Raw genomic sequence first — 25,096 nt, 5'->3', positions numbered from 1 at the left:
ACCACTCACCCAAAACTGCTTGGAGGCTCCTGTGAACCTACCCGTTGAACTGGGCGTCATCACCGACGCGAAGAAGCGCTACAGCGCAGGCGTCCTGAAATACCGGCAGATGGGGTACTGGGACGCCGACTACCAACCCAAGGACACTGACGTTCTTTGCCTGTTCCGCATCACGCCGCAGGAGGGGGTCGATGCGATCGAGGCTGCCGCCGCGGTGGCCGGCGAATCGAGCACGGCGACGTGGACCGTGGTCTGGACCGACCGGCTGACCGCCTGCGACAGCTACCGCGCGAAGGCCTACAAGGTCGATCCGGTGCCCGGCCAACCCGGCCAGTACTTCGCCTGGGTCGCCTACGACCTCATCCTGTTCGAGGAGGGCTCGATCGCCAACATGACGGCGAGCCTGATCGGCAACGTCTTCTCGTTCAAGCCTCTGAAGGCGGCACGGCTCGAGGACATCCGCATCCCGGTCGCCTACGTGAAGACTTTCAAGGGGCCGCCGACCGGCCTGGTGGTCGAGCGCGAGCGGCTCGACAAGTTCGGACGTCCGCTGCTCGGCGCCACCACCAAGCCCAAGCTGGGCCTGTCGGGCCGCAACTACGGCCGCGTGATCTACGAAGGGCTCAAGGGCGGGCTCGACTTCATGAAGGACGACGAGAACATCAACTCGCAGCCCTTCATGCATTGGCGTGACCGGTTCCTGTACGTGATGGACGGCGTCAACAAGGCCAGCGCGGCGACCGGCGAGGTCAAGGGCAGCTACCTGAACGTCACCGGCGCGACGATGGAAGACATCTACGAGCGGGCGGAGTTCGCGAAGGAACTGGGCTCGGTGGTGGTCATGCTCGACCTGGTGATCGGTTGGTCGGCGATCCAGAGCATGGCGAACTGGGCGCGCCGGAACGACATGGTCGTGCACATGCACCGCGCCGGCCACGGCACCTACACACGGCAGAAAAATCACGGCGTGAGCTTCCGCGTGATCGCCAAGTGGCTGCGTCTCGCCGGCGTCGACCACATGCACACCGGCACGGCGGTCGGCAAGCTCGAAGGCGACCCGATGACGGTCCAGGGCTACTACAACGTCTGCCGGGACAGCTTCACGAAGCAGGACCTGCCGCGTGGCCTGTTCTTCGACCAGGATTGGGCCGACATGCGCAAGGTGATGCCGGTCGCCTCGGGCGGGATCCATGCCGGGCAGATGCACCAGTTGATCGACCTGTTCGGCGACGACGTGATCCTGCAGTTCGGTGGCGGAACGATCGGCCATCCGGCGGGCATCCAGGCCGGTGCGGTTGCCAACCGCGTCGCGCTCGAGGTGATCGTCAAGGCGCGCAACGAAGGCCGCGACATCAGGCAGGAGGGCCCCGAGATCCTGCAGGCCGCGGCGCGCCATTGCACACCGCTCAAGCAGGCGCTCGACACATGGAAGGACGTGTCTTTCAACTACGCGTCCACCGACACCAGCGATTTCGCCACCACCGCATCGGTGGCTTGAAGGAGATCCCGACCATGATGACCAACCCGACCGGCCGCATCACCCAGGGCCAGTTCAGCTTTCTGCCCGATCTCACCGACCGCGAGATCTCGATGCAGATCGACTACGGCCTCAGGAAGGGCTACGCCTGGAGCGTCGAATACACCGACGACCCCCATCCGCGCAACACGTACTGGGAGATGTACGGCATGCCGATGTTCGATCTGGAGGACGCGGCGGGCGTGATGCTCGAGCTGAAGGAATGCCGCAAGACCTTCCCTCATCACTACATCCGGCTGATGGCGTTTGATTCCACACGCGGCGTCGAGACCATCACGATGAGCTTCATCGTCAACCGGCCCGCCAGCGAGGCCGGGTTCAGCCTCGTGCGCCAGGAGTCCCATGGCCGCACGATGCGCTACACGGTGCGCAGCTATGCGACCGACAAGCCCGAAGGGGAGCGGTCACCTCCATGACCGCACCTCTGTACGCGATCCCTGGCACCCCTGCCGCCGCCACGCTGGATGAACCGGCGCAGGCCGCGCGCACGGTCGCCGAGGTCCTGGCACAAAGCCAGGTCGAGACGGTCATCGAAGAACTCGACCGCGACCTGATCGGGCTGGTGCCGGTGAAGAGCCGCATCCGCGACATCGCTGCGCTGCTGGTGATCGACAAGCTGCGCGCCCAGCACGGCCTGGCCGCGCAGGCGCCTTCTCTGCACATGTGCTTCACCGGCAACCCCGGCACCGGCAAGACCACCGTGGCGCTGCGGATGGCGCAGATCCTTCACCGGCTGGGCTATGTGCGCAAGGGGCACGTGGTCAGCGTGACGCGGGACGACCTGGTGGGCCAGTACATCGGCCATACCGCGCCCAAGACCAAGGAGGTCTTGAAGAAGGCGATGGGCGGCGTGCTCTTCATCGACGAGGCGTACTACCTGTACCGCCCGGAGAACGAGCGCGACTACGGCCAGGAGGCGATCGAGATCCTCCTGCAGACGATGGAAAACCAGCGCGACGACCTGGTGGTGATCCTCGCCGGCTACAAGGACCGCATGGACACGTTCTTCCAGTCCAACCCCGGTATGAGCTCGCGCATTGCGCACCACCTTGACTTCCCCGACTACGCCACGCCGGAGCTGCTGCAGATTGCCGACCGCATGCTGTCGGCCACGCACTACCGCTTCGGCGCCGAGGCGCGCGAAGCCTTCGACAACTACTTGCGCCTGCGCATCGCCCAACCGCATTTCGCCAACGCGCGCAGCGTGCGCAACGCACTCGACCGGGCGCGGCTGCGCCAGGCCAGCCGGCTCTACGCCGACCGCAAGCGCGTGCTCGGGGCGGACGAGCTCAGCACCATCGCCGCCGGCGACATCCTCGCCAGCCGGGTGTTTGCAAACGCTGAAAAGGAGGCGCCGTGAAGCCCGAACCCTTGCGCGCCCTGATCTTCGATTTCGACGGCACGCTCGCCGACACCGAGAGCGCGCATCGCGCCGCGTTCAACGATGCCTTCGACGAGGCCGGCCTCGACTGGCATTGGGACGAGCCGCTCTACACGCAGCTGCTGGAGGTCTCGGGAGGCAAGGAGCGCATCCTGCACTACTGGGGCCAGGTGCGCGGAGACATCAAGGTCATCGATGCCGGCGCCTTGGCCGACACCGTGCAGCGCATTCACGATCTCAAGACTGCGCACTACGAGCGCAGGGTGCACGAAGGTGCCGTGCAGCTGCGACCCGGCGTGCTGCATCTGATCGAGTCGGCGTTCGATGCGGGGCTGCGCCTGGCGATCGCGACCACCACGTCGCCCGTCAACATCGCATTCGTGCTGCGATCGGCAATCGGTCTCGACTGGGCGGATACCTTCCAGGTCGTCGAGGACGCCTCCACCGCCCCTCGCAAGAAGCCGCATCCGCAGGTGTACCTGCAAACGCTGCAGCGGCTGCAGCTGCGCGCCGCGCAGTGCCTGGCTTTCGAGGACTCGGCCAACGGACTCAAGTCGGCCATCGACGCCGGTCTGCCGACCATCGTGACCCCCAACGACTTCACGGTGCATCACAACTTCGTGGGCGCGCTGCATGTCCTGTCCGACCTGCAGGGCACGACAGTGGCCGAACTGAGCAACTGGCACGCAAGCGCGCAGCGCTGAATCCGGATTCACGCATCGAAAGACGACCATGCCCTTGTCCCATCGATCGACTCTCACGCAATACCTGATCGAACAGCGCCGGCGCTTTCCCGGGGCCAGCGGCGACTTCAACGCGCTGATCCTGGACGTGGCGCTCGCAGCCAAGGCGATCGCTCGCGCGGTGGCTTTCGGCGAACTCGGCAGCGCAGCGAGCGAGCAGGGCGGGGAACTCGGCTGCAATCTCAACGTGCAGGGCGAAACCCAGAAGCCCCTGGACGTCATCAGCAACGAGATCTTCGTGCGCATGAACGAGTGGGGAGGCCACTGCGCCGGCATGGCGTCGGAGGAGATGGATGAGCCCTACCAGATCCCTCCGCAGCACCCGCGCGGCAAGTACCTGCTGGTGTTCGATCCGCTGGACGGCTCCAGCAACATCGAGGTGAACGTCTCGGTCGGGAGCGTCTTCAGTGTGCTGCGCGCGCCGCAGGAGGTGGTCGACAGTGGTCGCGATGTGACCGAGGCCGATTTCCTGCAGCCTGGTGCGGTGCAGGTGGCTGCGGGCTATGCACTGTATGGACCGACGACGATGCTGGTGCTGTCGGTGGGAAACGGCGTGGCCGGGTTCACGCTCGACCCCAACCTCGGCGAATTCATGCTGACCCATCCGCACATCAGGGTGCCGATCGACACGCAGGAGTTTGCGATCAACGCCTCCAACAGCCGCTTCTGGGAAGCGCCGGTCAAGCGCTACGTCGACGAATGCCTGGCCGGCAGGACCGGCACGCGATGCAAGGATTTCAACATGCGCTGGATCGCGTCGATGGTGGCCGAGGTGCATCGGATCCTGATGCGCGGCGGCGTTTTCCTCTACCCGCGCGACTCGAAGGACCCGACCAGGCTGGGTCGTCTTCGCCTGCTGTACGAGGCCAACCCCATTGCATTCATCGTGGAGCAGGCCGGCGGCCGCGCCAGCACCGGGCGCCAGCCTGTGCTGGGCGTGCAACCCACGTCGCTTCACCAGCGCATCGGCCTGGTGTTCGGCTCGAAGATCGAGGTCGAGCGCATCGAGCGGTATCACACCGAGCCCGCCAGGGGCGAACTGCAAAGCCCGTTGTTCGCCCGGCACAGCCTGTTCCGCGAATGAGAGATTCCAGCTTCGGGGACACACCATGTCTGAACGCCATCCCATCATCTCGATCACGGGTTCCTCCGGCGCGGGGACCACGTCGGTCACGCGAACATTCCAGAACATCTTCCGCCGCGAGCGCGTGAAGGCCGCGGTCGTCGAGGGCGACAGCTTCCACCGATTCGACCGCAAGGAAATGAAGCTGCGCCAGGCAGAGGCCGAGCGTGAGGGCAACATGAACTTCAGCCACTTCGGCGCCGAGAACAATCTGTTCCCGGAGCTGGAGGCACTGTTCCGCGACTATGCGAACACCGGCGTCGGCCGCCATCGCAAGTATCTGCACGACGCCGAGGAGGCCGCACCCTACGATCAGCAGCCGGGGACCTTCACGCCTTGGGAAGACCTGCCCGAGGGCACCGACCTGCTGTTCTACGAAGGGCTTCATGGCGCCGTGGTCACGCCCGAGGTGAACGTCGCCCGGCATCCGGATCTGCTCATCGGCGTAGTGCCGGTGATCAACCTGGAGTGGATCCAGAAGCTCTATCGCGACAAGACGCAGCGCGGCTACAGCACCGAAGCCGTGACCGACACGATCCTGCGCCGCATGCCCGACTATGTGAACTACATCTGCCCGCAGTTCAGGCACACGCACGTGAACTTCCAGCGCGTGCCGGTCGTGGACACCTCGAACCCCTTCATCGCCCGCGACATCCCCTCGGCCGACGAGAGCATGGTGGTCATTCGCTTCGCCGATCCGAAGGGCATCGACTTCCAGTATCTGCTCAACATGATCAACAACTCGTGGATGTCGCGCGCCAACACGATCGTGGTGCCCGGCGGAAAGATGGAGCTGGCGATGCAACTGATCTTCACGCCCTTCATCTGGCGAATGATGGAGCGCCGCAAGGCGGCCCTGAGCGCCTTGTGAATACATGGTCTACGACATCGTCAGCTTCGACCTCGACGGCACGCTCGTCGATACCGCCGCCGAGATCGCGGAGGCGGTCAATCTCGCGCTCGGCGCGCACGGCGTGGCACGCCGGCCTACGGAGGAGATCACCCATCTCATTGGCGACGGCGCCCGACAGCTGATGCTCAAGCTTCTGGCACGGCTGTACCTCGAGCAGCCGGCGCTGGCGGAAACGGTCCGCGTCGACGCCGTGCTGCAAAGCTTCGAGCACGACCTGAACGCCGCGATCGGCAGCATGTGCGTGCCGTACACCGGCGCGCACGAGGCGCTGACGCGGCTACGCGAAGCAGGCGTTCGACTCGCCTGCGTGACCAACAAGGAACTGCGCCACGCGCGCCGGGTGCTCGAGGCCACTCGGCTCCACAGCCTGTTCGAGCTCGTGATTGGCGGCGACTCCCTGCCGCACAAGAAGCCCCACGGGAGCGTGCTGCGCCACGTGGTCGAAGCGCTGAACGGCGACACGCGCCGCGCCGCGCATGTTGGCGACTCGAGCACCGACATGGACGCTGCGCGCAATGCCGGCGTGGCCGCCTGGGCGGTGCCCTATGGCTACAACGCGGGCGTTCCGATTGCCGACTCGCATCCGCAGCGCATCTTTCCCGGGCTGATCCAGGTCGCCGACTTCGTGCTCGCCAACCGGCCCGCAGCAGAGGCGCGGGTCTCTGCATGAGCCGGACTCTCTCACTGCGTCATTCGCGCAGGCGGCCATGCCACCGACGGGTCCGCTGGCGGGACGGAGGCGAGCAGCGAGCGCGCCCTCAATGCGTGCCGTATGGACGAAGCACTTCGGCGGCCGCTATCTCCAAGGCTCGTGCTGGCGGTGAGTCCTTGCTGACGAGCTGCTTCAAGCGGCGATAGACCTCGAACATCAGGTCTTCGTCGTATTCGCTCGAGTCAGGATCGATGACCGGATATTCGCGCTCCAAGGAACTCAGCGTCCATTCGTACTGGTTCCGCACGACTTCTTGATTTTCAATGGACTGCAGCGGTTCGACCGCCGGCGAGCGTGAACTCGATTGAATTCTCATGACACCCCCCGAAACTTGCCGGAAGAGAAGGAAACCAGCCGAGCTTCGAATTTAATGCCAAAGTAAACACAAATGCCAGCCCACCCGTCGCGCCAGGTGAGCCTGGACTATCCCGGCATCCGAACCTGCAATAGCATCGCAGGCGTGCAATCCTGGTCACCTTTCTCGTGGCGTCAACGCAAGGCGCTGCAGCTTCCGACGTACCCGGATGCAGGGGCGCTGAAGGCGGTCGAGGCGCGTCTTGCTTCCCTGCCGCCCCTGATCTTTCCTGGCGAGATCACCCAGCTCAAGGATCGGCTTGCGGCCGTCTCCCGCGGCGAGGCCTTCCTGCTCCAAGGGGGTGATTGCGCCGAGAGCTTCGACGAGCTGGGCCAGATGCCCGTCGAGTCGACTTTCCGCGTGATCCTCCAGATGGCCGTCGTGCTCACGTACGCCGCCGCCTGCCCCGTCATCAAGGTCGGTCGGATCGCCGGGCAGTTCGCCAAGCCCAGGTCATCCGATACCGAGACGATTCAGGGCGTCACCCTTCCTTCCTATCGGGGCGACATCATCAATGGCGCCGAGTTCAGTACCGCGGCGCGTACACCTGATCCGGAACGACTCTTGACCGCCTACTCCCATTCGGCGGCCACGCTCAATTTGCTGCGGGCGCTGGCACAGGGCGGTTTCGCGGATCTCCACCGGGTGCATGGGTGGACCGCCGATTTTGTGCGCGGCAGCCCGCAGGGCGAGCGGTTCGAGGAACTGGCGGATCGCATCGCGCAGTCGCTCGCTTTCATGGAGGCGTGTGGTTTCGACGCTGCCAGGGCGCCACAACTGCATGCGGTGGAGTTCTACACCTCGCACGAGGCGCTTCATCTGCCCTACGAGGAGGCACTCACGCGCAATGACGAGGACACCGGCCGCGCGTACGGCGCCTCTGCCCACATGCTCTGGCTGGGCGATCGCACGCGCGCCATCGACGATGCCCATGTGGAATACCTCCGCGGCGTCGACAACGCCCTCGGGGTCAAGCTGGGACCCTCCACAAAGCCCGAAGATGTGCTTGCCTTGCTGGATCGTCTGGACCCGGATCAGCAGCCTGGTCGCGTCGTCATGATTGCCCGGATGGGCAGCGACAAGGTTGCCGATGCGCTGCCTCCACTGTTGCGCGCGGTCCGGGATGCCGGACGCACGCCCGTGTGGTCCTGCGACCCGATGCACGGCAACACCGTCACCTCTTCCAACGGCTACAAGACGCGTGACTTCGGTCGCATCCTCGACGAAGTGCGGGGATTTTTCGCGGCCCATCAGCAGGAAGGCACCTATCCGGGCGGGTTGCACTTCGAGATGACGGGACAAGACGTCACGGAATGCAGGGGAGGCGCCCAAGGCCTCGGCGACGAGGCACTGTCAGAGCGCTATCGCACCGCCTGCGACCCGCGATTGAATGGATCGCAAAGCCTGGAACTGGCTTTCCTCGTGGCTGATGTCTTGCGGGCCCGGCGTTCGAAGCCGTAATTGGCGTCCCGCGACGGACGCGGACCGCTAGTGGTCGCTGGAATTTTTCTCGTGCAGCAAGGCCAGGAATTCGCGACGCAGTGTGGCGTCTTTCAGGAAGGCGCCGCGCATCACGCTGCTGGTCATGCTGGCGCCGTTGTCCTTGACGCCGCGCCAGTGCATGCAGGAGTGATCCGCCGCCATCACGAGTGCCAGCCCATCGGGCTTCACCCGCCGCTCCAGTTCGTCTGCGAGCATCATCACGGCCTCCTCCTGAATCTGCGGGCGGCCCATGATCCAGTCGCTGATACGGGCGTACTTCGAAAGACCGATCAAGTTGGAATGCTCGTTGGGCATGATGCCGATCCACAACTTTCCCATGATCGGGCACAGGTGGTGCGAGCAGGCGCTGCGCACGTTGAGCGGGCCGATGATCATCATCTGGTTGAGACGCGAGGCGTTCGGGAACTCCGTGATCGCCGGCATCGGTACATAGCGCCCGCGAAAGACTTCGGTCAGGAACATGCGAGCGACGCGCCGGGCGGTCTCGTTCGTGTTGTGGTCGTTTTCAGTGTCGATGACGAGTGCACGCAGCACCTCCTGCATCCGATGCTCGACTTCGGCTTTCAGCTCTTCGAGTTCACCCGGCAGGATGAAGGCCGAGATGTTGTCGTTGGCGTGGTAGCGGGCGGCGGCACCGATCAGCCGGTAGCGGATGCGATCGGATGCGCTCATCGGCGCAGGCGTTGGGCCGGTCGTGAGGATCGGGTCCAAGGTCTCTGTCGTTCGGAACATGGGTCTTCTTGCCGTGGTGAATGATGAAGAGCGCCGTCAAAGCGACCTGAGGTATTGCGCGAGCTCTGATTCCCTTTCGTCGGGGATGCGGACTTGCGACTTCGCAGTCCTTCCCCTTAGATGCAACAACCGGGCTGGATGTGACAGCGCGCTGTTCGAAGGCCGCGACTACCGAGATCAATGCAAGATCATTGCATTCAACGGGCAATAAATGTCGTTTTACATGGAGCATGGATCAGGACACGATAGATCACTGGCGCGCGTGCCTGTGAGGCGGAGCTTTCCGCTCAAGAGGACTTGCGGCTCGATCAATCTTCCTGAAGGACAAGACTCATGTTCCATCACATCCTGGTGCCCACGGACGGCACCCGCTTTTGCGACAAGGCCGTGGATCGTGCGATCGACCTGGCGATGGAGCGCAATGCGGATGTCGTCGCACTGCGTGTCGTGCCGCGATACGCGATGAATTACTTCGATGGCATGACGGTGTTCACGCCCGACGAGATTGCCCGTGCGGAAGCCCTCTCCGTCGATGCAGCCGAACAGTCACTGCAGCCGATGGTGACGCGCGCCGAAGCCAGCGGCGTGCGACTCAAACCTTCAATCACCGTCTCGGACGGCGTTGCGGATGCGATCATCGCCGCGGCGGCCAAATACGGTTGCGACCTGATCGTGATGGCTTCTCACGCGCGATCGGGGTTTGCACGGCTGCTCATCGGCAGCGACACGGACCAGGTCCTGACTCATTCAAAAGTCCCAGTGCTGGTCATCCGCTGAAAGGAAGCCGCCCATGGCGATGTCTGATCGATTGCCGGCCGTTGAGCCTCTGCGCTCCGGCGCGCTGTATCGCCCCGTGTGCGATTTGCTGGGATGCCGTTATCCGCTGGTTCTGGCGGGAATGGGCGGGGTTGCGCGCTCCGAACTGGTGGGAGCAGTCACCCAGGCGGGAGCCTTCGGGCTGTTGGGCATGGTGAGGGAATCGCCAGGCTTGATCCGGCAAGAGGTCGGGAAGGTTCGTTCACTCACCAGCAGCCCCTTCGGTGTGAGCATCATTCCTGCCGCGACGGATCAGAAACTGCTTGACGAACAAGTCGCGACCTGCATCGACCTGAAGGTGCCCGTGGTGTGCTTGTTCTGGGATCTCTCGCACGCCATCATCGGCCGTCTGCGTGAAGCGGGCGCGCTGGTCATGTGCCAGGTCGGCAGTGCCGACGAGGCAGTGCTGGCACAGCAAGCGGGTGCCCAAGTCCTGATCGCGCAAGGGAGGGAGGCTGGTGGTCATGTGCGCGGCAGCCAACCCTTGTGCGACCTGCTTCCGGACGTGCTCGCCAAGGTGGACCTTCCCGTCCTCGCAGCGGGCGGCATCGCAGATGGTCAGGACGTGGCGACTGTCTTGTCGCTCGGCGCACAAGGCGCAATGCTGGGGACGGCCTTGCTGGCGACGCGGGAGTCGTTCGCTCATGACTTCCACAAGCAGGCGATCGTCGACGCGGGGGACGGCGACACGATCCTGACGCAAGCGTTCCACATCAACTGGCCGCGTGGCGCACGGGTTCGAGTGCTGCAAAACAGCGTGACCCGAGGCGATCGGGGTGATCCTTTTGGGCCTGGACTGACGGCCATCGGCCGGGAACCCGATCGACCGATCTATCTTTTCAGCACCGACTCGCCTCTGCGAACAACGACGGGCGACCTGGAGGCCATGGCCTTGTACGCCGGGGAGGGTGCTGCACGCATCCGGGATGTTCGGGCCGCGGGCGAGCGTATCGAGAGCATTGCGCGCGAAGCGGCCGCGTCTCTGTTTGTTGCCACCGAAGCTGTGGCCGAGAGGGTTGAGGTCTCCTCGCCGGTCTGCTATGCGGGCGAGTTGGAGGAGGCCTATCTGGACCTCGCAAGCGACGAGGAGGTGCTTGGCGCGCTGAACGAACTGTTGGAGGCCGAACGCGCCGGCGCTCGTGTGTCGATGGAACTTGCCCGCCAGACCGAGGATGACACGCTGAGAGTGATCGCACGGGGCATATGGAAAGACGAAGTGAAGTGGTGCGGTGTCCTGATCCGCGCGATACAAGCGTGCAACGCAGTGCCGAGCACTCGCACTGGCGAGTTCTACGACAAATTGATGGCCATCCCGGATTTGAGAAAACGATTGGAATTTCTCAATCGCGGCCAGGCGTGGGTGGCCAGGAAGCTCGAGACCTTGACGCCTCGATTGCGCGAAAAGCGCCTTCAAAATGAATTGGCCGAAATGCTGTCCTCGCATGTGCAGAACATCGCGGGCTTGGACGACTACCTTCGCGATTCCGGAACTTCCCCCGTCTCGCGTTCAACTTCGTGATCGACTCGCCGGGAGAGGCACCGGGGTTTCCCCGATTCGCAGCACGCGTTCGGAAATTACAGTCATGTAACTTACAGAGTTGTAAGTTAACAAGGCGAACTCATCCCGAGTGCTCGAACAACGAAGGAAACAAGCGTGTCCAAACGGATAACCATTACTGTTGCCGCGGCCGCGGCAACGCTGCTCTATGGCTGCGGAGGAGGAGGGGGCTCAGGAAGTTTTCCGAGCGTGCCGAGCGCCGCTGCCCCGAGTCCAAGCGCTCCCGCCCCCAGTGGTCCTGTCTCCAGCGCTCCGGTGCCCAGCGCTCCTGTTCCCGGCGCCCCTTCTGACTATCCCGTGCAGATCGGGAAGGTGGGGCCCATCGCGGCGGACAACCCGCGCCAACAGCCGTTTGCGTGCGTGAGCCAGCAGATCGGAATGGGACAACCTGTCGTCGACAACCAGAACGGCAACGGCCTCCCGGTGACGGACTCGAACGGCAAGGTCATCGGCTACAGTGCCGACTGCGGCCTGGCCACGCGAGTCGACTACTTCTACCGGAAGGCCAGCGACCCGAACAACAACACGGACCTCACTCCCTACGATCCTGCCAATCCGCCGAACGACGTGGCGACGATCAACGTCAACGGCAAGAGCGTGAAGTTCATCGTCCGCTATGAACGCGGGACGATCAATCGCTTCCTCTACGGCATCGCGATGCTGGCGCCCAACCTGGACCCGAAGAATCCGACCGCGATCGACACATCGGTCTGGAACAAGGATCTCGTCTTCCAGTTGATCGGGGGCGTGGGAACCGGCCATACCCAGGGTCACATCGGCAACGCCACGCGCGGTTTCGTGAACCCGGGCCAGGAGGAACAGATGCCCTACCTGCTGCAGCAGGGCTACGCGGTTGTGATGTCGTCCGGCATGGCCACCTCCACGACCTATAACCTGATGCTCTCCGGCCAGACCGCGTCCATGATCAAGCAGCAGTTCACGGCTGCCTACGGCAAGCCGCGCTTCACGTTCGCGGTGGGTTCCTCGGGCGGCGCTGTGCAGCAGACGATCTTCGCCCAGAACTACCCCGGACTGCTGGACGCGGGCATCCCGATCCAGAACTTCCCGGACATGGTGACGCAGGTTGCGCCGGTCGGCGACTGCGAACTGCTGCACTACTACTTCGACAAGGTCGATGCGCAGGTCAATGGCACCGGCGTGGTCAACCCGAAATGGACGTCCTGGGCGAACCGCGCCATGGTCACAGGCCTGCACGGCATCGACGGCTACGCCAAGCCGACCGACGCGATCCTTCCGGGCACCTCGAGCGCCGTCAAAGGCTCGGATGTCTGCATGGAAGAGTGGCGAGGGGCCGTCCCCGAGTTCATGGACCCGTACTGGGGCCAGACCTACTACACCGACGGCAGCCTGAAGGTGCTGGGCGCCAAGGGCATCGCGTCGACCTTCTGGGGTTACTTCAACGACGTCGTGACAGTCTTCGCCGGCGACCCGAACGCGAAACCGTCGGCCACCACGCCGTCGACCTTCGACAACGAAGGCGTGCAGTACGGACTGACCGCGCTCAAGGCCGGCAAGATCACGGTCGACGAGTTCCTGTCGTTGAACGCTCACGTCGGCGGCTGGAAGGCGGGGCAGGACTTCCTGCCGGAGGGCTTCCCGTATCTTGGCGACGGGAGCAACATGAGCGACTGGGATCCCTGGAGCGCCCGCAACGGATCGGCCTCGACGCATGCCGGCAACCCGAACGACATCGCGCCCCGTACCGTCGCGAATGCAGCCAGCCTGGCCGCTATCCAGAATGCGTACAAGGCGGGCCTGGTCTTCCGTGGCAAGGTCAACACGCCGTTCATCCACATTGAGCCTTACCTCGAAGCCGGACTGAACGAACACGCGACGCGCGAGCCATTCGCTGCCCGCCAGCGCCTGATCGAGAACCAGGGCAATGCCGACAACCTGGCCATCTGGATGACGTCAACGGGCGACGACGATGCCAGCCTGGCTCCCTACGTCCAGCAGGCGCTGCAGGCCGAGACCCAGTGGTTGCTGGCCGGCAGTCGCCCCAGCAGCGTTCAGGACCAGTGCTATGACAGCAACGGCGGCGTCATCGCGGCGGGCCCACACGTCTGGGATGGTCAGCTCTCGGCGGACGGCACCCAAGTCGTGGCCGACACTGTGAACGGTGGCGCCTGCACGAAGCAGTTCCCGATCTACTCGGACGCCCGCGTGGCTTCGGGTGCACCTGTGTCCGGATCGATCTTCAAGTGCGCGCTCAAACCGGTCGTCAGCGCTCTGCATGACGGTACGTACGGCAGCGTGTTCTTCAGCGTCGCCCAGGAGCAACGGCTATTGCAGATCTTCGGCACCGGCGTGTGCGACTACAGCAAGCCGGACCAGGGCCGCCCTGCTGATTTGTAGGCTGAGCGTTGAGCGGCCATGAAGGCCGAGCCGGGATCGGATGGACTCCATTCGGTCCCGGCTTCTTGTTTTTCAGTGCGGCGATGCCGACCGGTGCCGTAGCGCCCGGACACAATACGGGCCACCGAATACAAGTCGAAAGCACCAAGTTGACTCCTCCCACTTCGAAGAAACTCAGACTGCCGCGACCCGCGCGTGAGCGCCAGATCCTGGGCGTTGCACTCGATTTGTTCATTTCGAAGGGGTACCAGGGGACGACGATGGAAGACATCGCGGAGGCCGCCGAAGTGACCCGGCCTGTTGTCTACAACCTCTTCGGCGCGAAAGACGCCATCTATCTGGCATGCCTTCGGCTGGCCCGACGCTGCCTCGATCAGCGCCTGATGGAAGCAGCTGGCGCGCATGTCGACGCCACTGGGCGCGAACGCTTGCGTGCAGGCATCGAAGGCTATTTCCAATTCGTGGAGCAGGATCGTGCCGCGTGGCGTTTGCTTTTCGGCGGGGGTGCTGCGGTCGCAGGGTCCGCCGTCGGCGAGGCCAGGCGGATGCGATTCGAGACGGTCGACCGAATCGCAGCACTGCTCACCCCCTTGATGCCCCAGGTCGCGCAACCCTTTGTCGTGATGCATGCCCACGCGCTCTCGGGGGCGGCTGAGCAGCTGGCCAAGTGGTGGGTCGAGAACGAACAGGTCGAACGTCCGGTGGTGGTGGATCTCTTGATGGATCTGATGTGGCGAGGATTCGAGGCACGCTTTGAGGCTTGAATCTTCAGCGCGACAACCTCGGCGTTCAAATATGATCGATGTCGCGAGGGCCATTCAGTGGCCTCGGGCCATTTCGATGACGCAGCAGCAGAGAAAGAGAATTCACCATGGCAAAAGCCTATTGGGTCAGCGCATACCGTGCCGTCAAGGATGCCGACAAACTGGCGGCCTACGCCAAGCTGGCGGGCCCCGCCATCACCGCGGGCGGCGGGCGCTTCCTGGCGCGCGGTCTGCCCGCCAAGGTCTACGAGTTCGGGGTGGCCCAGCGCACCGTGTTGATCGAGTTCGACAGCGTCGAGCAGGCCACGGCCACGCATGACAGCCCCGACTACCAAGCTGCATTGGCCGCGCTGGGCGATGGGGCCGAAAGGGATCTCCGGATCATCGAGGGGGTTTGAGCGCGCCCGTCTTGCAAGGCTTGAAAACAAAAGTTCCCATTTAAGCGCTCGTAGTGCGACACTCTGGCTCGTCGGTTAACTCGGGAGCTCAGAATGGATGGCGAAGCGCATGTCTTCGGACACGCATTCTTGCGTGGCGAGCGCCGCCTTACCGTTCCTGAGTACATCGGCCTGGTGGCTTCGTGCCAGGCCGCCTTCGATGCGGCGATGGCCGAATTGCCGCCGTCGAGGCAGGTCGACCTTTGGAACGCTTTTCACCCCGAGACTTTTTTGCCGTCCAGCGGAAGGCGGTTGCTCTGGGTGTTGCGACGAGGCGTACTCGATGACCTGGCGCCAAAGGCCGAGAGCGTCCTCATGCAGCCTTGGCGACCCGTGCCGACAGAGCAAGAGCAATTGGTCTTCCGCGCGATGCTCGAAGCGCTTGCGACCGGCCGGGAGCGACCCAGCGAACTCACGGAGTTCTGCAACGAAATCTATCCGTGGCCTTCGGTGCAGGGAGTGGCCGAATACCTGACCGGAAATCTGGCGGCGGCGGTCCGGGCGGCCACGTTGGATGTCGCCGGGGACCGTCAACCAAGGCGCCTGCACTTGCCCAGCTGGGCACTGGTCGGAACGTTGCTCGACGTGTTGGGCGCTGCTCCGGGCCAATGGGAGGCTCCGCCCGCGGCGTTCACTGCAGCACTGGCCACGGTTCTAGGGGCGGAAAGAGGCAAGCTGACGAGCACACATGCGCGGGTGCTGGTAGAGCTCTACTTTGCGACAGGCGCTGGTCGCGAGGCTTCGGCGCCGGACCCGGTGCTTCGAGACAGGCTGGGCTTTACCGAGCGGAGCACGGCCTCGCAAAACGCGCTCGATGACAAGTTTCATGAGCTTCTGCGGCCGCTGCAAGGGCTTCAGCTGATTCAGATGGGCCGAGGTCTGCGGATAGGCTGGACCGCGCTCACCTTGGTGCACCTGCCGCCCGGCCAGACTGCAAGGGACTCGACCTTTCGAGATCTCCAGTGACGGTGTGCCGAAGGACCGCGTGGTCTCCTTCAGAGCCTCGCTCTCCCGCGGCTAGGCGGGACTGCCCGGTGCGGGTCGCAGCAGCCCGCTCGCGGCGCGGGCGCCGAGGGTCATCTCCGTCATCCACGATACCAGGAGCATGCCGTGGGCCTGCCGGCTTCTTTCATCCGACAGCGCGTGGTCGGCTCCCGCGATGCAACGAGAGGTCACCGATTTGACGTGCTTGAAAGCGCCCAGATAGCTCTCGATGACCGGATGCGGCACTGTCTTGTCGCTGAGCGTGTGAGGCAACTCCTCCCAGTCGCGCGGGCCCTCCGCGTCCGCATCGTGCAACGGATGACTGATGGCCTTGGTCGCCACATAGCGGAACGGCACGGCCCCGCGGGCCTGCCGATGCCTCGCGCCGTGCTGGTGATGCCGCTTCGGCGCTTTCAAGCTGCAAGGCCCTTGCCTCCGCTTGCGTCGGCATGACCTCGGGCAGTGGCGCTCCGTTGGGATTCGCGGGCTCTCGGAAAGCGGTTGCCATCGTCGTCTCCTTGCCACGTTCCCGTCTTCAGGCGCCGCCGATTCCGACGGTGACTTTGCCGGTGCCGCCGCAGGCCTGGCACACGCGGCGTTCCGGATCGCGGCCGGAGCCACCGCATACGCGGCAGAGGGCTTGGCCGGTGGAAGGCGTACCTGCCGGCGCCTCGTCGCCCGGGGACATCGTTGAACGAGGATCCTCGATTTGGACGGACTCTTCGGACTGTTGCGTCGAGTGTTGCGTCTTTCGAATGCTGGGGTCGGACGTGTTCATCGGCTCCTCGCAGTTCTCAATGCCTGATCGCCGCACGAGATTGCACCGTTGCAAGGATTGCGTTGTGCGTGGCGTGCGGGAGTGGTTGTAAGGAAAAGGCGAGGGGCGAGAAATTCAAGTGAGGGGTCGCGATGCCGCGGTGTCCGCCTTTTGCACCCGCAATCAGCGCTCTCGACCGACAGCCGCAGCCTGTGATTGGCGCCAAGTTCCCGTCACGTCAATGGCCAACACAAAAACGATCCTGCGTGTCTTCAGGCGCTGGGGCTTCATCCTCGTGTCGATCGTTGTCCTGGGCGTGCTGCTTTCGCATGCGCATGAGATCGATTGGGCCGGTGCCTGGAAAAGCCTGAGGCGATACCCACCAACGGTTCTGCTGGAGGCGCTTGCAATGGCTGTCCTGAGCCACATGCTGTATGGGTGCTTCGACTTGCTGGGAAGGCGACACACAGGCCACGAGCTCCCGCGCTGGCACACCTGGTGCATCGGCATGGCGAGCTATGCGTTCACGTTGAACCTCGGAGCATTGCTGGGAGGCGTCGCAACGCGCGTGCGCCTCTATGCGCGCGCCAATCTCGACGAGGTCACGATCGCACAATTGATCGCGTTGGGGGCGACGACCAATTGGATGGGCTATGGCGTCGTTGCGGGGACCCTGTTCGCCGCCGGGGCCATCGCACCGCCTTCCCGATCTCATCTGACGCCGGGAGCCCTTCAGGCGCTCGGCATGGCGATGATTCTGTTGGCACTCGCCTATGTCGCTGTCTGTGCGATGGCCCGCGGGCGCACCTGGCAAGTACGCAAGCGCAAGATCCGCCTTCCAGCGCCGGGCCTTGCCTTGCCGCAGCTTCTTGTCTCTGCGGGCCATTGGGCGACCATGGGGGCTGTCATGTATCTGCTGCTGGGCATGGAGGTCCCGTATCCGATCGTGCTCGCCGTGCTCATGGCGGCGGCGATCGCCGGCGTCGTCACGCCCGTTCCTGCCGGACTGGGTGTGCTGGAGGCCGTCTTTCTGGCATTGCTATCGGGCACCGTTCCCCAGGGCAGGCTCGTGGCCGCTGTTCTGGCTTATCGGGCGGTTTACTACCTGGTCCCGCTCGCGGGCGCCGTGGGGATCTACTTCGGGCTGGAGAGGTACTTGTCCAGACGAGGGGGTCAGGATGTCGCCCGCTGTGGTCACTGTGATCCAGTATCACAGCCAACCGCGCGGTACCTGGATGACGAAGGCCCGGCTGGTGCTGGCTGAAGGCCCGCGCGCGCGAGCGTCATGGTCATGCGGTCGCGGTCAGCTCGGCCATGAGTTCTTCCTTGCGCGATTCAAGTTGCTCGCGCATGGCGATCAGGTCGAGGCCGTGCGCCGCACGCGCCTTGACGAAAATCTCGTTGCGTTCTTCCTTGACGTGGTGATCGATGTATTCCCCGAGCACGATCACCTTGGCGTCGAACTTGTCATCGACGTCGGTCGCCTCCTGAATCTGGGCGATCAGGTCCTTGGCGCTGGCATGCTCGACCTCGGCCTCGTCGAGGAGGTCGGTCTCCTTGATCGCTTCACGCAAGGCGGGATAGAAAATCTCCTCCTCGATCTGCGCGTGGACGGTCAACTCCGAGCAGATCTCCTGCGCCAGATCGCGCTTCTTCTGGGGGGCGCTGGCCGCCTTGGACTTGGTCAGCTCCTCATAGGCCTTGAACAGCTTCTTGACGCTGCGATGGTCCGCGTCGAGAAGGCTGCAGGCGTCGGGTGCGGCGCGTTTGGTCGTGGTGGTCGGCATCGTGGGCTCCGGTTGGGTTGTTGACTTGGACGAGTGGGGGAGCATCCGTACGCAGGCGCGGCACGCGTGTCGGCTGCGTCTTGACTAGCGGTAGGACCTCTCCCACCGTGATTGCCGAGATGGTTCAGGCACCCTGTCGCCGGCGCGGGCGGGCGTGGAATTCATCGCGCGGCCAAGTGGGTCCATCGCCTACTCGACGTCTGGCCGCTGGATGACCAGGGTCGAACGCGTCGAAACGGACATTGCAGCCTTCACACACGAGGAGCAATGCGATGGCCGAGTACAGCATCAACCCCACCGCCGAGCCGCGTGGCGCCGCCCATATGGCGGATTTGTCCGTGCGCGGGCTTCCCGCAGGTGGCAGTGGCGTCTCATGGGGCGCCATATTTGCCGGTGCTGCCGGCGCCGCAGCCTTGTCGCTTGTTCTTCTGCTGCTCGGCGCCGGCCTCGGGCTATCGACGGTCAGCCCGTGGGCAAACAGGGGCGCCAGCGCCACGGCCATTGGCGTCGCATCCATTCTTTGGCTGTCGTTCACGCAATTTGCCGCATCGGGCATGGGCGGTTATCTGGCCGGCAGGCTGCGCACCAAGTGGGCAGGGGTCGACATCGATGAGGTGTACTTCCGAGACACCGCGCACGGCTTCCTGGCGTGGGCTGTCGCAACGCTGCTCACTGCTGCGCTTCTGACATCCGCCGTCGGATCGATCATCGGGGCAGGTGCGCAGGCGGGTGCCACGGCGGCGGGCGGTGCGGCAACCGCCGCAGCCTCTGCGACGGCCGCGGGGGCTTCCGCCAGCAACTCTTCGTCCGGCCCCGTCGGCTATTTCATTGACTCGCTGTTCCGCCGAGAGGGCGGCGCACCTGCGGCGGCTCCGGCCGATGCAGGCGCCGCGTCGACTGCAACGACCGGCGCGCCGACGATGCCCGAGCGAAGCAATGCGGTGATCACCACCGAAGTCACCCGCATCTTCATGAACGGCATTCGCACCGGCGCCTTGCCGGCCGAGGACGGCAAGTACGTGGGGCAAGTCGTGGCGCAGCGCACAGGGCTCAGTCAGCAGGATGCCGAGAAGCGCGTGACCGATGCCTTCGCCAAGGCCCAGGCGGCGCTCAACGATGCGAAGGCCAAGGCACAGGAGGCCGCGGACGCGGCGCGCAAGGCTTCTGCCTATGCATCCCTCTGGCTCGTGATCTCGATGCTGGTCGGTGCCTTCGTGGCGAGCTTCGCGGCCACTTATGGCGGTCGTCGTCGTGATCTCTGATCCTCGACTCAAGGAGAACTCACATGCGCTCATTTCTGCTCTATTTTCTTGGCGTGCCGATCCCGATCATCATCCTGATTGCGTTGTTCTCCCGGTGAACCCCCGGGGCAATGGAACTCCTGGACCTCGTGCAGTGGCCCGCGTTTGCGGCATCGATCGCGGCGGCCTATCTCGTCGCTTCGAATGCAAGGGGCAGACGCAATGCAGGTTTCTGGATATTTCTGCTCAGCAATGTCCTGTGGGTGGCTTGGGGGCTTCACACCGGCGCCTGGGCGCTGATCGCCTTGCAGGTTTGCCTGGCCGCGCTGAATGTTCGGGGTCTGTTCAAGACGGAGCCGAGTATGTGACCGTCGCTTCCTGCCGGACCTATGTCGCCGCCCGGTCTTCGTTGCCTGCCGCCGCAAACAACACCGACGCGCGCAGACCTGTCCGGCCGCTCTCGTTCGAAGCCAGCGAGACGGTGGCGCCGAATGCACGCGCAATCTCGCGCACGATGGCGAGGCCGAGGCCGGTGCCGTCGGTGTTCTGCGATACGCGGTAGAAGCGCTCGAACACGCGCCCCAGCGCTTCGGCCGGAATGCCAGGGCCGTTGTCTTCCACCGAGAGTTCGACCTGATCGCCGATGCGGCGCACTCGCACGGTCACGCGGCCGTCCTCCTGCGTGTAGCGCAGCGCGTTGTCCACGAGATTGCTCACCAGCGCATCGAGCAACGCGGGCTGTGCCACCACCCATGCGGTGTCGGCCTTCTCGGGCAGTTCCATCCCCAGATCGATGCGGCGCCGGTCGGCCAGCGCAGCCAGTTGCTCGATGCTGTGCAGCGCCACTGCCGCGAGGTCGACACGCTCGAGGCTCGCGGACGCATCGCGGTGCTCGGCCTGGGCGAGCAGCAACAGCTTGTTGGTGACGTCGACGAGGCGCCGGTTGCTGGTTTGCATGGCGACCCACATGGCGTCCATGTCCGCGCGCCGTGTGTCCCACTCCTGGCGATGCTGCCGCGTGTAGCGCGCGTATTCGATCTGCGAGGCTTGCAGCGCGAGCGGCGTGCGCAACTGGTGCGCGGCGTCTGCGATGAAGCGCCGTTGCGCTTCGGCGTGCGCACGAAGTTGTCGGACGAAGCCGTTGATCGTCTCGGCAACGGGGCGCAATTCGGTGTGCAGCGAGCGCGGATCGACCGCGAAATCCAGCCGCATCGGATCGTGCTGCGCGAGTTGCCGGCTCAGCCGCAGGACCGGGCGGAGTTCCCAGGTCAGCGCCAGCGTCGTGAGCCCGATGGCCAGCAGCAGGGCGATCAGCAGGAAGCCGACCGTCGGCAGCCAGAGCGCGCGCAGCATGTGATCCCGGCTGCGGGTGGTCTTGCCGACGGCGATGGTGACCTCCGCGCCGCCGCCGACGTCGTACATGGCGCGCTGGGTCACGACGGCGCGCAGCCGCAGGCCCTGGAACTCGGTGTCATACCACTGCGCGCGGTCCACACCCACCAGTTTTCGTTTCGCCGGCAGCGGGAATCCGGGCATCCCCGCGAGCACGTTGCCGGCGGCATCGGTCACGCTGAGAAAGACCTGGTCGCGATCGGGCGAGGCAAAGAGACTCAGCGCCGAGGGCGGCACGCTGGCCCGCACGTTGTCGCCTTCCCAGATCAGGCGCTCCGACAAGACCTTGGCGGAGGCCAGCAGGTCGTGGTCTTGCACATAGTCGGCCACTGCCGCGGCGTTGCGCCAACTCAGGTAGCCGCACACGCCGACGAACACCGACAGCGGCAGCAGCAGCCACGCCGCCAGTCGCACGCGCAGGCTCGCGAGCAAGTCAGCCTTCGTCGCGCGTGCGCAGCAGGTAGCCGACGCCGCGCAGGGTGATGATGGTGGCCTGCGCCGTCTCCAGCTTGCGCCGAAGGCGATGCACGTAGAGGTCCACGGCGTCGGCGCTGGCTTCCTCGTCGAGGCCGAAGATGGCGTCGACCAGCGTTGGCTTGGAAACGGTGGTACCCACCTTCAGCATCAGCGTCTCCAGCAACGTGCGCTCGCGCGGCGGCAGCGCCAACTCTGCGCCTGCGAGCGCGAACTGACGTGTGCGCAGGTCATAGTGCAGATCGCCGCAGAGGATGTCGTTGGCCTTGCCCGGCACCTGGCGGCGAACCAGCGCCTTGATGCGCGCGACCAGCTCTCGGACTTCGACGGGCTTGACGAGGTAGTCGTCGGCGCCGATCTCCAGGCACATCACCTTCTGGTCCAGCGATGCGGTCGCGGTCAGGACCAGTACCGGCACGTCATCCCGCCGCGCCCGCAAGCGCCGCAGGACGCCCTTGCCCGAGAGACCCGGAATGTTGAGGTCGAGCAGCACGACGTCGTAGCGGGTCTGCTGCAGCAGGCGGTCGGCGGCATCGCCGTCTTCGACGTGATCGATCACGAAGTCCTGTTCCCGCAGCAGGTTGGCAAGCCATAGGGCGAGTTGCGGGTTGTCTTCGACGAGCAGGAGTTTCATGGAGGTGCGGGATTCTAGAAAACCCGGCGAAGGTCCGCACGGCCTAGGGTTTACCAGCAGAAATCGCGGTATGCACCGAAAGCCGGCTGAAAGAACGCGAAACCTAGACTGGCCGCGTCCTGCGACACCTCGGTCGCGCGGCATTCCTTCCAGCCTCCAGGAGACATTCCAATGCGTGCTTTCCACCGCAACCTGCTTGCCACCGCCCTGTGTTCCGCGTTGGCAGCAGCGGCCCCCTTCGCCCAGGCTGCCGAGCCGATCACCATCATGGTCGGCGGCATCAACAAGATCATCTACCTGCCGGCCAAGCTCACCGAGGCACTGGGCTACTTCAAGGACGAAGGCCTGACCGTGGAGTTGCAATCGCAGCCGGCCGGTGTCGATGCCGAGAATCAGCTGATCGCCGGTGCGGTGCAGGGCGTGGTCGGCTTCTACGACCACACCATCGACCTGCAGAGCAAGGGCAAGGAAATCCAGGCGATCGCCGTGTTCTGCAAGGTCCCGGGCGAAGTCGAACTGGTGTCGACCAAGGCCGCAGCCGATTTCAAGACGATGGCCGACGCCAAGGGCAAGACGCTGGGCGTGACCGGCCTGGGTTCGTCGACCGAATTCCTCACCCGCTATCTCGCCGATCGCCAGGGCGTCGCCACCAAGGACTATTCGCTGTTGCCGGTCGGCGCAGGCAACACCTTCATCGCGGCCATGAAGCAGGACCGCATCCAGGCGGGCATGACCACCGAGCCCACCGTTTCCGAGATGCTCAAGACCGGCGATGCCAAGGTGCTGGTCGACCTGCGCACCGAGAAGGACACGAGCGCGGCGCTCGGCGGCCTCTATCCGGCCGCGAGCTTCTACGTGCAGAACGCATGGGCCGAATCGCACAAGGAGCAGGCCGCGAAGCTGGCCCATGCCTTCGCGCGCACGATGGAATACATCCACACGCACAGCGCCGAGGAAATTGCCGAGAAGGTGCCGCGCGACTACTACGGCAGCGACAAGGCCTTGTACGTGCAAGCGCTGGGCGCCTCGCTTCCGATGTTCACCGCCGACGCGAAGATGCCCGCGGGCGGTCCCGAGACGGTGCTGAAGGTGCTGGCCACCTACAAGCCGCTCATCAAGAGCAAGAACATCGACTTGTCGAAGACCTACACCAACGCCTACCTCGCAGCGAGCGCCAAGTGACGAACGCGACGAACGCGGCGGACACGCCAGCCATCCAGTTCCGCGACGTCTCGCTTCGCTTCATCTCGGCGGACGGCAACGCGACGGTCGCGTTGCGCAACTTCAGCATGTCGGTGGCGCGCGGCGAGTTCGTCGCCATCGTCGGTCCGACGGGCTGCGGCAAGTCGACCACGCTGAACATGGTGACCGGCCTGCTTCGCCCCACGGTGGGCGAGGTGCGGGTGATGGGCCAGCCGGTGCAGGGCATCGATCCGCGGATCGGCTTCGTGTTCCAGGCCGATGCGGTGTTCCCGTGGCGCAGCGTGACCGAGAACGTCGCCGCAGGCCCGATGTTCCGCGGCAAGTCGAAGAAGGAAGCGCACGAGATGGCCGCGGAATGGATCCACCGCGTCGGCCTCGGCAAGTTCGGCGGGCACTACCCGCACCAGTTGTCGGGTGGCATGCGCAAGCGCGTCGCGCTGGCGCAGACCTTCATCAACAGCCCCGAGATCCTGCTCATGGACGAGCCCTTCTCGGCACTCGACATGCAGACCCGTACGTTGATGCAGGACGAACTGCTCAAGCTCTGGTCGGGCACAGGCGGCTCGGTCGTCTTCGTCACGCATGACCTCGAAGAGGCCATCGCGCTCGCCGACCGCGTGTTCGTCCTGTCGGCGCGTCCCGGCACGCTCAAGCGTGTGTACGACATCGACCTGCCGCGGCCGCGCATCACTTCGCAGGTGCGCTACGAGCCGCAGTTCATCGAGCTTTCGAAGCACATCTGGGACGACCTTCGCCAAGAGGTGGTCCTTGCCTGAGTCCCTTGCCGAATTTCGTTTTCCGGAGCCTTTTCAACAATGACCGAACTAGTCCTGCCCGCCGTCCTGAGCGACGAGGCGCTGGCCCGCGAGTCCGAGCGCGCGCAGGCGCGCATCCGCCGTCGACGCTCCATGATCATCTCGCTGCGCGTGCTGGTGCTGCTGGTCGTGCTCGGCGGCTGGGAGATTTCCGCCCGCCACAAGTGGATCGACCCGTTCTTCTATTCGATGCCTTCGATGATCTGGGACCAGCTCGTCGAGTGGATGCGTGAAGGCACCGCGCAAGGCTCGCTGTGGATGCAGGTCGCCGTGACGCTGGAAGAAACCGTCATCGGCTTCCTCATCGGCTCGATCGCCGGCGTGGTGTGCGGCATCCTGCTGGGCCGCAACAAGCTGCTGTCGGATGTCTTCAGCCTCTACATCCAGATCGCCAACTCCATTCCGCGCGTGGTGCTGGGTTCGATCTTCGTGATCGCATTGGGGCTGGGCATGGCGTCGAAGGTGGCGCTCGCCGTGGTGATGGTGTTCTTCGTCGTCTTCGGCAATGCCTTCCAGGGCGTGCGCGAAGCGGACAAGTACATGATTGCGAACGCGCAGATCCTCGGCGCCTCGCCGCGGCAGGTCACGATGTCGGTCGTCATTCCCTCGGCGATGTCGTGGATCCTGGCGAGCCTGCACGTGAGCTTCGGCTTTGCGCTGGTCGGCGCCGTGGTCGGGGAATTCCTCGGCGCGAAAGAGGGCATCGGCCTGCTGATTTCGACCGCGCAGGGCGCGTTCAACGCGAGCGGCGTGTTCGCCGCGATGATCGTGCTGGCCGTGGTGGCACTGGCTGCGGACTTCCTCCTGACGTCGCTCGAGAAGCGCCTTCTCAAATGGAGGCCCGCGGCCTTCTGAGTAC

The 25,096-nt window shown here is 64.6% G+C and carries 27 protein-coding genes; 20 read left to right on the top strand and 7 right to left on the bottom strand.

The genetic code is table 11. The features are described 5' to 3' along the window. The first annotated feature begins 31 nt into the window (after positions 1-31). From AC1DHL_RS00735 to AC1DHL_RS00705, 7 genes are read left to right on the top strand one after another with little or no spacing between them, the layout of a single operon-like run. A complete protein-coding gene (locus AC1DHL_RS00735; protein ID WP_478096495.1) occupies positions 32-1,498 on the top strand; it encodes a form I ribulose bisphosphate carboxylase large subunit in 1,467 nt (488 codons plus the stop codon). 14 nt (positions 1,499-1,512) lie between these two features. Next, on the top strand, positions 1,513-1,953 hold the full coding sequence (locus AC1DHL_RS00730) for a ribulose bisphosphate carboxylase small subunit (RefSeq protein WP_478159851.1): 441 nt from the start codon (positions 1,513-1,515) through the stop codon (positions 1,951-1,953). Continuing rightward, positions 1,950-2,897: a CbbX protein gene (gene cbbX / locus AC1DHL_RS00725; RefSeq protein WP_478159849.1), complete on the top strand. Its 948-nt coding sequence runs from the start codon at positions 1,950-1,952 to the stop codon at positions 2,895-2,897. The genes AC1DHL_RS00730 and cbbX overlap by 4 nt, the downstream gene beginning before the upstream one ends. Continuing rightward, positions 2,894-3,622, top strand: a complete 729-nt coding sequence (locus tag AC1DHL_RS00720) for an HAD-IA family hydrolase (protein WP_478096499.1) — start codon at positions 2,894-2,896, stop codon at positions 3,620-3,622. Before cbbX ends, AC1DHL_RS00720 begins: the two co-directional genes overlap by 4 nt. A gap of 28 nt (positions 3,623-3,650) precedes the next feature. After that, positions 3,651-4,745 carry a class 1 fructose-bisphosphatase gene (locus tag AC1DHL_RS00715; RefSeq protein WP_478159846.1) on the top strand — a complete coding sequence of 365 codons (1,095 nt, stop codon included), beginning with the start codon at positions 3,651-3,653 and terminating at the stop codon, positions 4,743-4,745. 25 nt (positions 4,746-4,770) lie between these two features. Next, positions 4,771-5,655 carry a phosphoribulokinase gene (locus AC1DHL_RS00710; RefSeq protein ID WP_478096502.1) on the top strand — a complete coding sequence of 295 codons (885 nt, stop codon included), beginning with the start codon at positions 4,771-4,773 and terminating at the stop codon, positions 5,653-5,655. Between the two features lie 4 nt (positions 5,656-5,659). After that, complete coding sequence (locus AC1DHL_RS00705) at positions 5,660-6,367, top strand: HAD-IA family hydrolase (RefSeq protein ID WP_478159844.1); 708 nt, start codon at positions 5,660-5,662, stop codon at positions 6,365-6,367. 88 nt (positions 6,368-6,455) lie between these two features. Here AC1DHL_RS00705 and AC1DHL_RS00700 read toward each other — a convergent pair whose 3' ends face one another. After that, complete coding sequence (locus AC1DHL_RS00700) at positions 6,456-6,725, bottom strand: hypothetical protein (RefSeq protein WP_478096505.1); 270 nt, start codon at positions 6,723-6,725, stop codon at positions 6,456-6,458. Between the two features lie 144 nt (positions 6,726-6,869). On the opposite strand from AC1DHL_RS00700, the gene AC1DHL_RS00695 reads away from it, so the two are divergent. Next, positions 6,870-8,225, top strand: a complete 1,356-nt coding sequence (locus AC1DHL_RS00695) for a class II 3-deoxy-7-phosphoheptulonate synthase (RefSeq protein ID WP_478159842.1) — start codon at positions 6,870-6,872, stop codon at positions 8,223-8,225. Positions 8,226-8,252: 27 nt separating this feature from the next. On the opposite strand, the gene folE is transcribed toward AC1DHL_RS00695, so the two are convergent. After that, positions 8,253-8,999, bottom strand: a complete 747-nt coding sequence (folE, locus tag AC1DHL_RS00690) for a GTP cyclohydrolase I (RefSeq protein WP_478096508.1) — start codon at positions 8,997-8,999, stop codon at positions 8,253-8,255. Between the two features lie 333 nt (positions 9,000-9,332). Here folE and AC1DHL_RS00685 point away from each other — a divergent pair, with 333 nt between their 5' ends. The 6 genes from AC1DHL_RS00685 (at position 9,333) to AC1DHL_RS00660 (ending at position 15,916) form a co-directional block, all read left to right on the top strand. After that, a complete protein-coding gene (locus AC1DHL_RS00685; protein ID WP_478096510.1) occupies positions 9,333-9,776 on the top strand; it encodes a universal stress protein in 444 nt (147 codons plus the stop codon). Positions 9,777-9,789: 13 nt separating this feature from the next. Further along, positions 9,790-11,334, top strand: a complete 1,545-nt coding sequence (locus tag AC1DHL_RS00680) for a nitronate monooxygenase (RefSeq protein WP_478159840.1) — start codon at positions 9,790-9,792, stop codon at positions 11,332-11,334. Positions 11,335-11,469: 135 nt separating this feature from the next. Continuing rightward, the gene (locus AC1DHL_RS00675; RefSeq protein WP_478159838.1) at positions 11,470-13,749 is read left to right on the top strand and encodes a DUF6351 family protein; all 2,280 of its coding nucleotides are present in this window, start codon (positions 11,470-11,472) and stop codon (positions 13,747-13,749) included. 83 nt (positions 13,750-13,832) lie between these two features. Next, the gene (locus AC1DHL_RS00670; RefSeq protein ID WP_478096513.1) at positions 13,833-14,513 is read left to right on the top strand and encodes a TetR/AcrR family transcriptional regulator; all 681 of its coding nucleotides are present in this window, start codon (positions 13,833-13,835) and stop codon (positions 14,511-14,513) included. A 107-nt stretch (positions 14,514-14,620) separates the two neighbouring features. Further along, positions 14,621-14,911, top strand: coding sequence for a DUF1330 domain-containing protein (locus tag AC1DHL_RS00665; RefSeq protein WP_478159836.1), 291 nt, complete (start codon positions 14,621-14,623; stop codon positions 14,909-14,911). A gap of 93 nt (positions 14,912-15,004) precedes the next feature. Then, complete coding sequence (locus tag AC1DHL_RS00660; protein WP_478096517.1) at positions 15,005-15,916, top strand: hypothetical protein; 912 nt, start codon at positions 15,005-15,007, stop codon at positions 15,914-15,916. 51 nt (positions 15,917-15,967) lie between these two features. Here AC1DHL_RS00660 and AC1DHL_RS00655 read toward each other — a convergent pair whose 3' ends face one another. Together AC1DHL_RS00655 and AC1DHL_RS00650 are read right to left on the bottom strand one after the other, a co-directional pair. After that, a complete protein-coding gene (locus AC1DHL_RS00655) occupies positions 15,968-16,351 on the bottom strand; it encodes a hypothetical protein (RefSeq protein ID WP_478159834.1) in 384 nt (127 codons plus the stop codon). A gap of 118 nt (positions 16,352-16,469) precedes the next feature. Further along, entirely contained in the window at positions 16,470-16,622 is a 153-nt protein-coding gene (locus AC1DHL_RS00650; protein ID WP_478159832.1) for a hypothetical protein, read from the bottom strand. A 310-nt stretch (positions 16,623-16,932) separates the two neighbouring features. On the opposite strand from AC1DHL_RS00650, the gene AC1DHL_RS00645 reads away from it, so the two are divergent. Then, a complete protein-coding gene (locus AC1DHL_RS00645; RefSeq protein WP_478159830.1) occupies positions 16,933-17,955 on the top strand; it encodes a lysylphosphatidylglycerol synthase domain-containing protein in 1,023 nt (340 codons plus the stop codon). A 25-nt stretch (positions 17,956-17,980) separates the two neighbouring features. Here AC1DHL_RS00645 and AC1DHL_RS00640 read toward each other — a convergent pair whose 3' ends face one another. After that, positions 17,981-18,478 carry a hemerythrin domain-containing protein gene (locus tag AC1DHL_RS00640; RefSeq protein WP_478096521.1) on the bottom strand — a complete coding sequence of 166 codons (498 nt, stop codon included), beginning with the start codon at positions 18,476-18,478 and terminating at the stop codon, positions 17,981-17,983. 272 nt (positions 18,479-18,750) lie between these two features. On the opposite strand from AC1DHL_RS00640, the gene AC1DHL_RS00635 reads away from it, so the two are divergent. Both AC1DHL_RS00635 and AC1DHL_RS00630 read left to right on the top strand, forming a co-directional pair. Next, positions 18,751-19,740, top strand: coding sequence for a hypothetical protein (locus AC1DHL_RS00635; RefSeq protein ID WP_478159828.1), 990 nt, complete (start codon positions 18,751-18,753; stop codon positions 19,738-19,740). A gap of 110 nt (positions 19,741-19,850) precedes the next feature. Beyond that, positions 19,851-20,087 carry a hypothetical protein gene (locus tag AC1DHL_RS00630; protein WP_478096525.1) on the top strand — a complete coding sequence of 79 codons (237 nt, stop codon included), beginning with the start codon at positions 19,851-19,853 and terminating at the stop codon, positions 20,085-20,087. Between the two features lie 19 nt (positions 20,088-20,106). On the opposite strand, the gene AC1DHL_RS00625 is transcribed toward AC1DHL_RS00630, so the two are convergent. Further along, on the bottom strand, positions 20,107-21,543 hold the full coding sequence (locus AC1DHL_RS00625) for a sensor histidine kinase (RefSeq protein WP_478159826.1): 1,437 nt from the start codon (positions 21,541-21,543) through the stop codon (positions 20,107-20,109). Position 21,544: 1 nt separating this feature from the next. Then, positions 21,545-22,219, bottom strand: coding sequence for a response regulator (locus AC1DHL_RS00620; RefSeq protein ID WP_478159824.1), 675 nt, complete (start codon positions 22,217-22,219; stop codon positions 21,545-21,547). A gap of 171 nt (positions 22,220-22,390) precedes the next feature. Between AC1DHL_RS00620 and AC1DHL_RS00615 the strand changes: the two genes are divergently transcribed. The 3 genes from AC1DHL_RS00615 to AC1DHL_RS00605 are packed head-to-tail and all read left to right on the top strand — an operon-like array spanning position 22,391 to position 25,092. Then, entirely contained in the window at positions 22,391-23,401 is a 1,011-nt protein-coding gene (locus AC1DHL_RS00615; RefSeq protein WP_478096530.1) for an ABC transporter substrate-binding protein, read from the top strand. Next, positions 23,398-24,198 carry an ABC transporter ATP-binding protein gene (locus tag AC1DHL_RS00610; RefSeq protein ID WP_478159822.1) on the top strand — a complete coding sequence of 267 codons (801 nt, stop codon included), beginning with the start codon at positions 23,398-23,400 and terminating at the stop codon, positions 24,196-24,198. The genes AC1DHL_RS00615 and AC1DHL_RS00610 overlap by 4 nt, the downstream gene beginning before the upstream one ends. A 39-nt stretch (positions 24,199-24,237) precedes the next feature. After that, on the top strand, positions 24,238-25,092 hold the full coding sequence (locus AC1DHL_RS00605) for an ABC transporter permease (protein WP_478159820.1): 855 nt from the start codon (positions 24,238-24,240) through the stop codon (positions 25,090-25,092). The last annotated feature ends 4 nt before the right edge of the window (positions 25,093-25,096 follow it).

Source organism: Variovorax sp. 10L426, from assembly GCF_056395305.1.
This window is presented reverse-complemented; position numbering and strand designations above follow the sequence as displayed.

Bases quoted from the DNA above. Each gene is read 5' to 3' on its own strand.
- cbbX (WP_478159849.1), top strand. From the start codon at position 1,950: ATGACCGCACCTCTGTACGCGATCCCTGGCACCCCTGCCGCCGCCACG.
- AC1DHL_RS00645 (WP_478159830.1), top strand. From the start codon at position 16,933: ATGGCCAACACAAAAACGATCCTGCGTGTCTTCAGGCGCTGGGGCTTC.
- AC1DHL_RS00635 (WP_478159828.1), top strand. From the start codon at position 18,751: ATGGCCGAGTACAGCATCAACCCCACCGCCGAGCCGCGTGGCGCCGCC.
- AC1DHL_RS00715 (WP_478159846.1), top strand. From the start codon at position 3,651: ATGCCCTTGTCCCATCGATCGACTCTCACGCAATACCTGATCGAACAG.
- AC1DHL_RS00615 (WP_478096530.1), top strand. From the start codon at position 22,391: ATGCGTGCTTTCCACCGCAACCTGCTTGCCACCGCCCTGTGTTCCGCG.
- AC1DHL_RS00650 (WP_478159832.1), bottom strand. From the start codon at position 16,622: ATGTCCCCGGGCGACGAGGCGCCGGCAGGTACGCCTTCCACCGGCCAA.
- AC1DHL_RS00670 (WP_478096513.1), top strand. From the start codon at position 13,833: ATGCCGACCGGTGCCGTAGCGCCCGGACACAATACGGGCCACCGAATA.
- AC1DHL_RS00730 (WP_478159851.1), top strand. From the start codon at position 1,513: ATGATGACCAACCCGACCGGCCGCATCACCCAGGGCCAGTTCAGCTTT.
- AC1DHL_RS00665 (WP_478159836.1), top strand. From the start codon at position 14,621: ATGGCAAAAGCCTATTGGGTCAGCGCATACCGTGCCGTCAAGGATGCC.
- AC1DHL_RS00685 (WP_478096510.1), top strand. From the start codon at position 9,333: ATGTTCCATCACATCCTGGTGCCCACGGACGGCACCCGCTTTTGCGAC.
- AC1DHL_RS00700 (WP_478096505.1), bottom strand. From the start codon at position 6,725: ATGAGAATTCAATCGAGTTCACGCTCGCCGGCGGTCGAACCGCTGCAG.
- AC1DHL_RS00680 (WP_478159840.1), top strand. From the start codon at position 9,790: ATGGCGATGTCTGATCGATTGCCGGCCGTTGAGCCTCTGCGCTCCGGC.
- folE (WP_478096508.1), bottom strand. From the start codon at position 8,999: ATGTTCCGAACGACAGAGACCTTGGACCCGATCCTCACGACCGGCCCA.
- AC1DHL_RS00605 (WP_478159820.1), top strand. From the start codon at position 24,238: ATGACCGAACTAGTCCTGCCCGCCGTCCTGAGCGACGAGGCGCTGGCC.
- AC1DHL_RS00620 (WP_478159824.1), bottom strand. From the start codon at position 22,219: ATGAAACTCCTGCTCGTCGAAGACAACCCGCAACTCGCCCTATGGCTT.
- AC1DHL_RS00710 (WP_478096502.1), top strand. From the start codon at position 4,771: ATGTCTGAACGCCATCCCATCATCTCGATCACGGGTTCCTCCGGCGCG.
- AC1DHL_RS00630 (WP_478096525.1), top strand. From the start codon at position 19,851: ATGGAACTCCTGGACCTCGTGCAGTGGCCCGCGTTTGCGGCATCGATC.
- AC1DHL_RS00660 (WP_478096517.1), top strand. From the start codon at position 15,005: ATGGATGGCGAAGCGCATGTCTTCGGACACGCATTCTTGCGTGGCGAG.
- AC1DHL_RS00705 (WP_478159844.1), top strand. From the start codon at position 5,660: ATGGTCTACGACATCGTCAGCTTCGACCTCGACGGCACGCTCGTCGAT.
- AC1DHL_RS00640 (WP_478096521.1), bottom strand. From the start codon at position 18,478: ATGCCGACCACCACGACCAAACGCGCCGCACCCGACGCCTGCAGCCTT.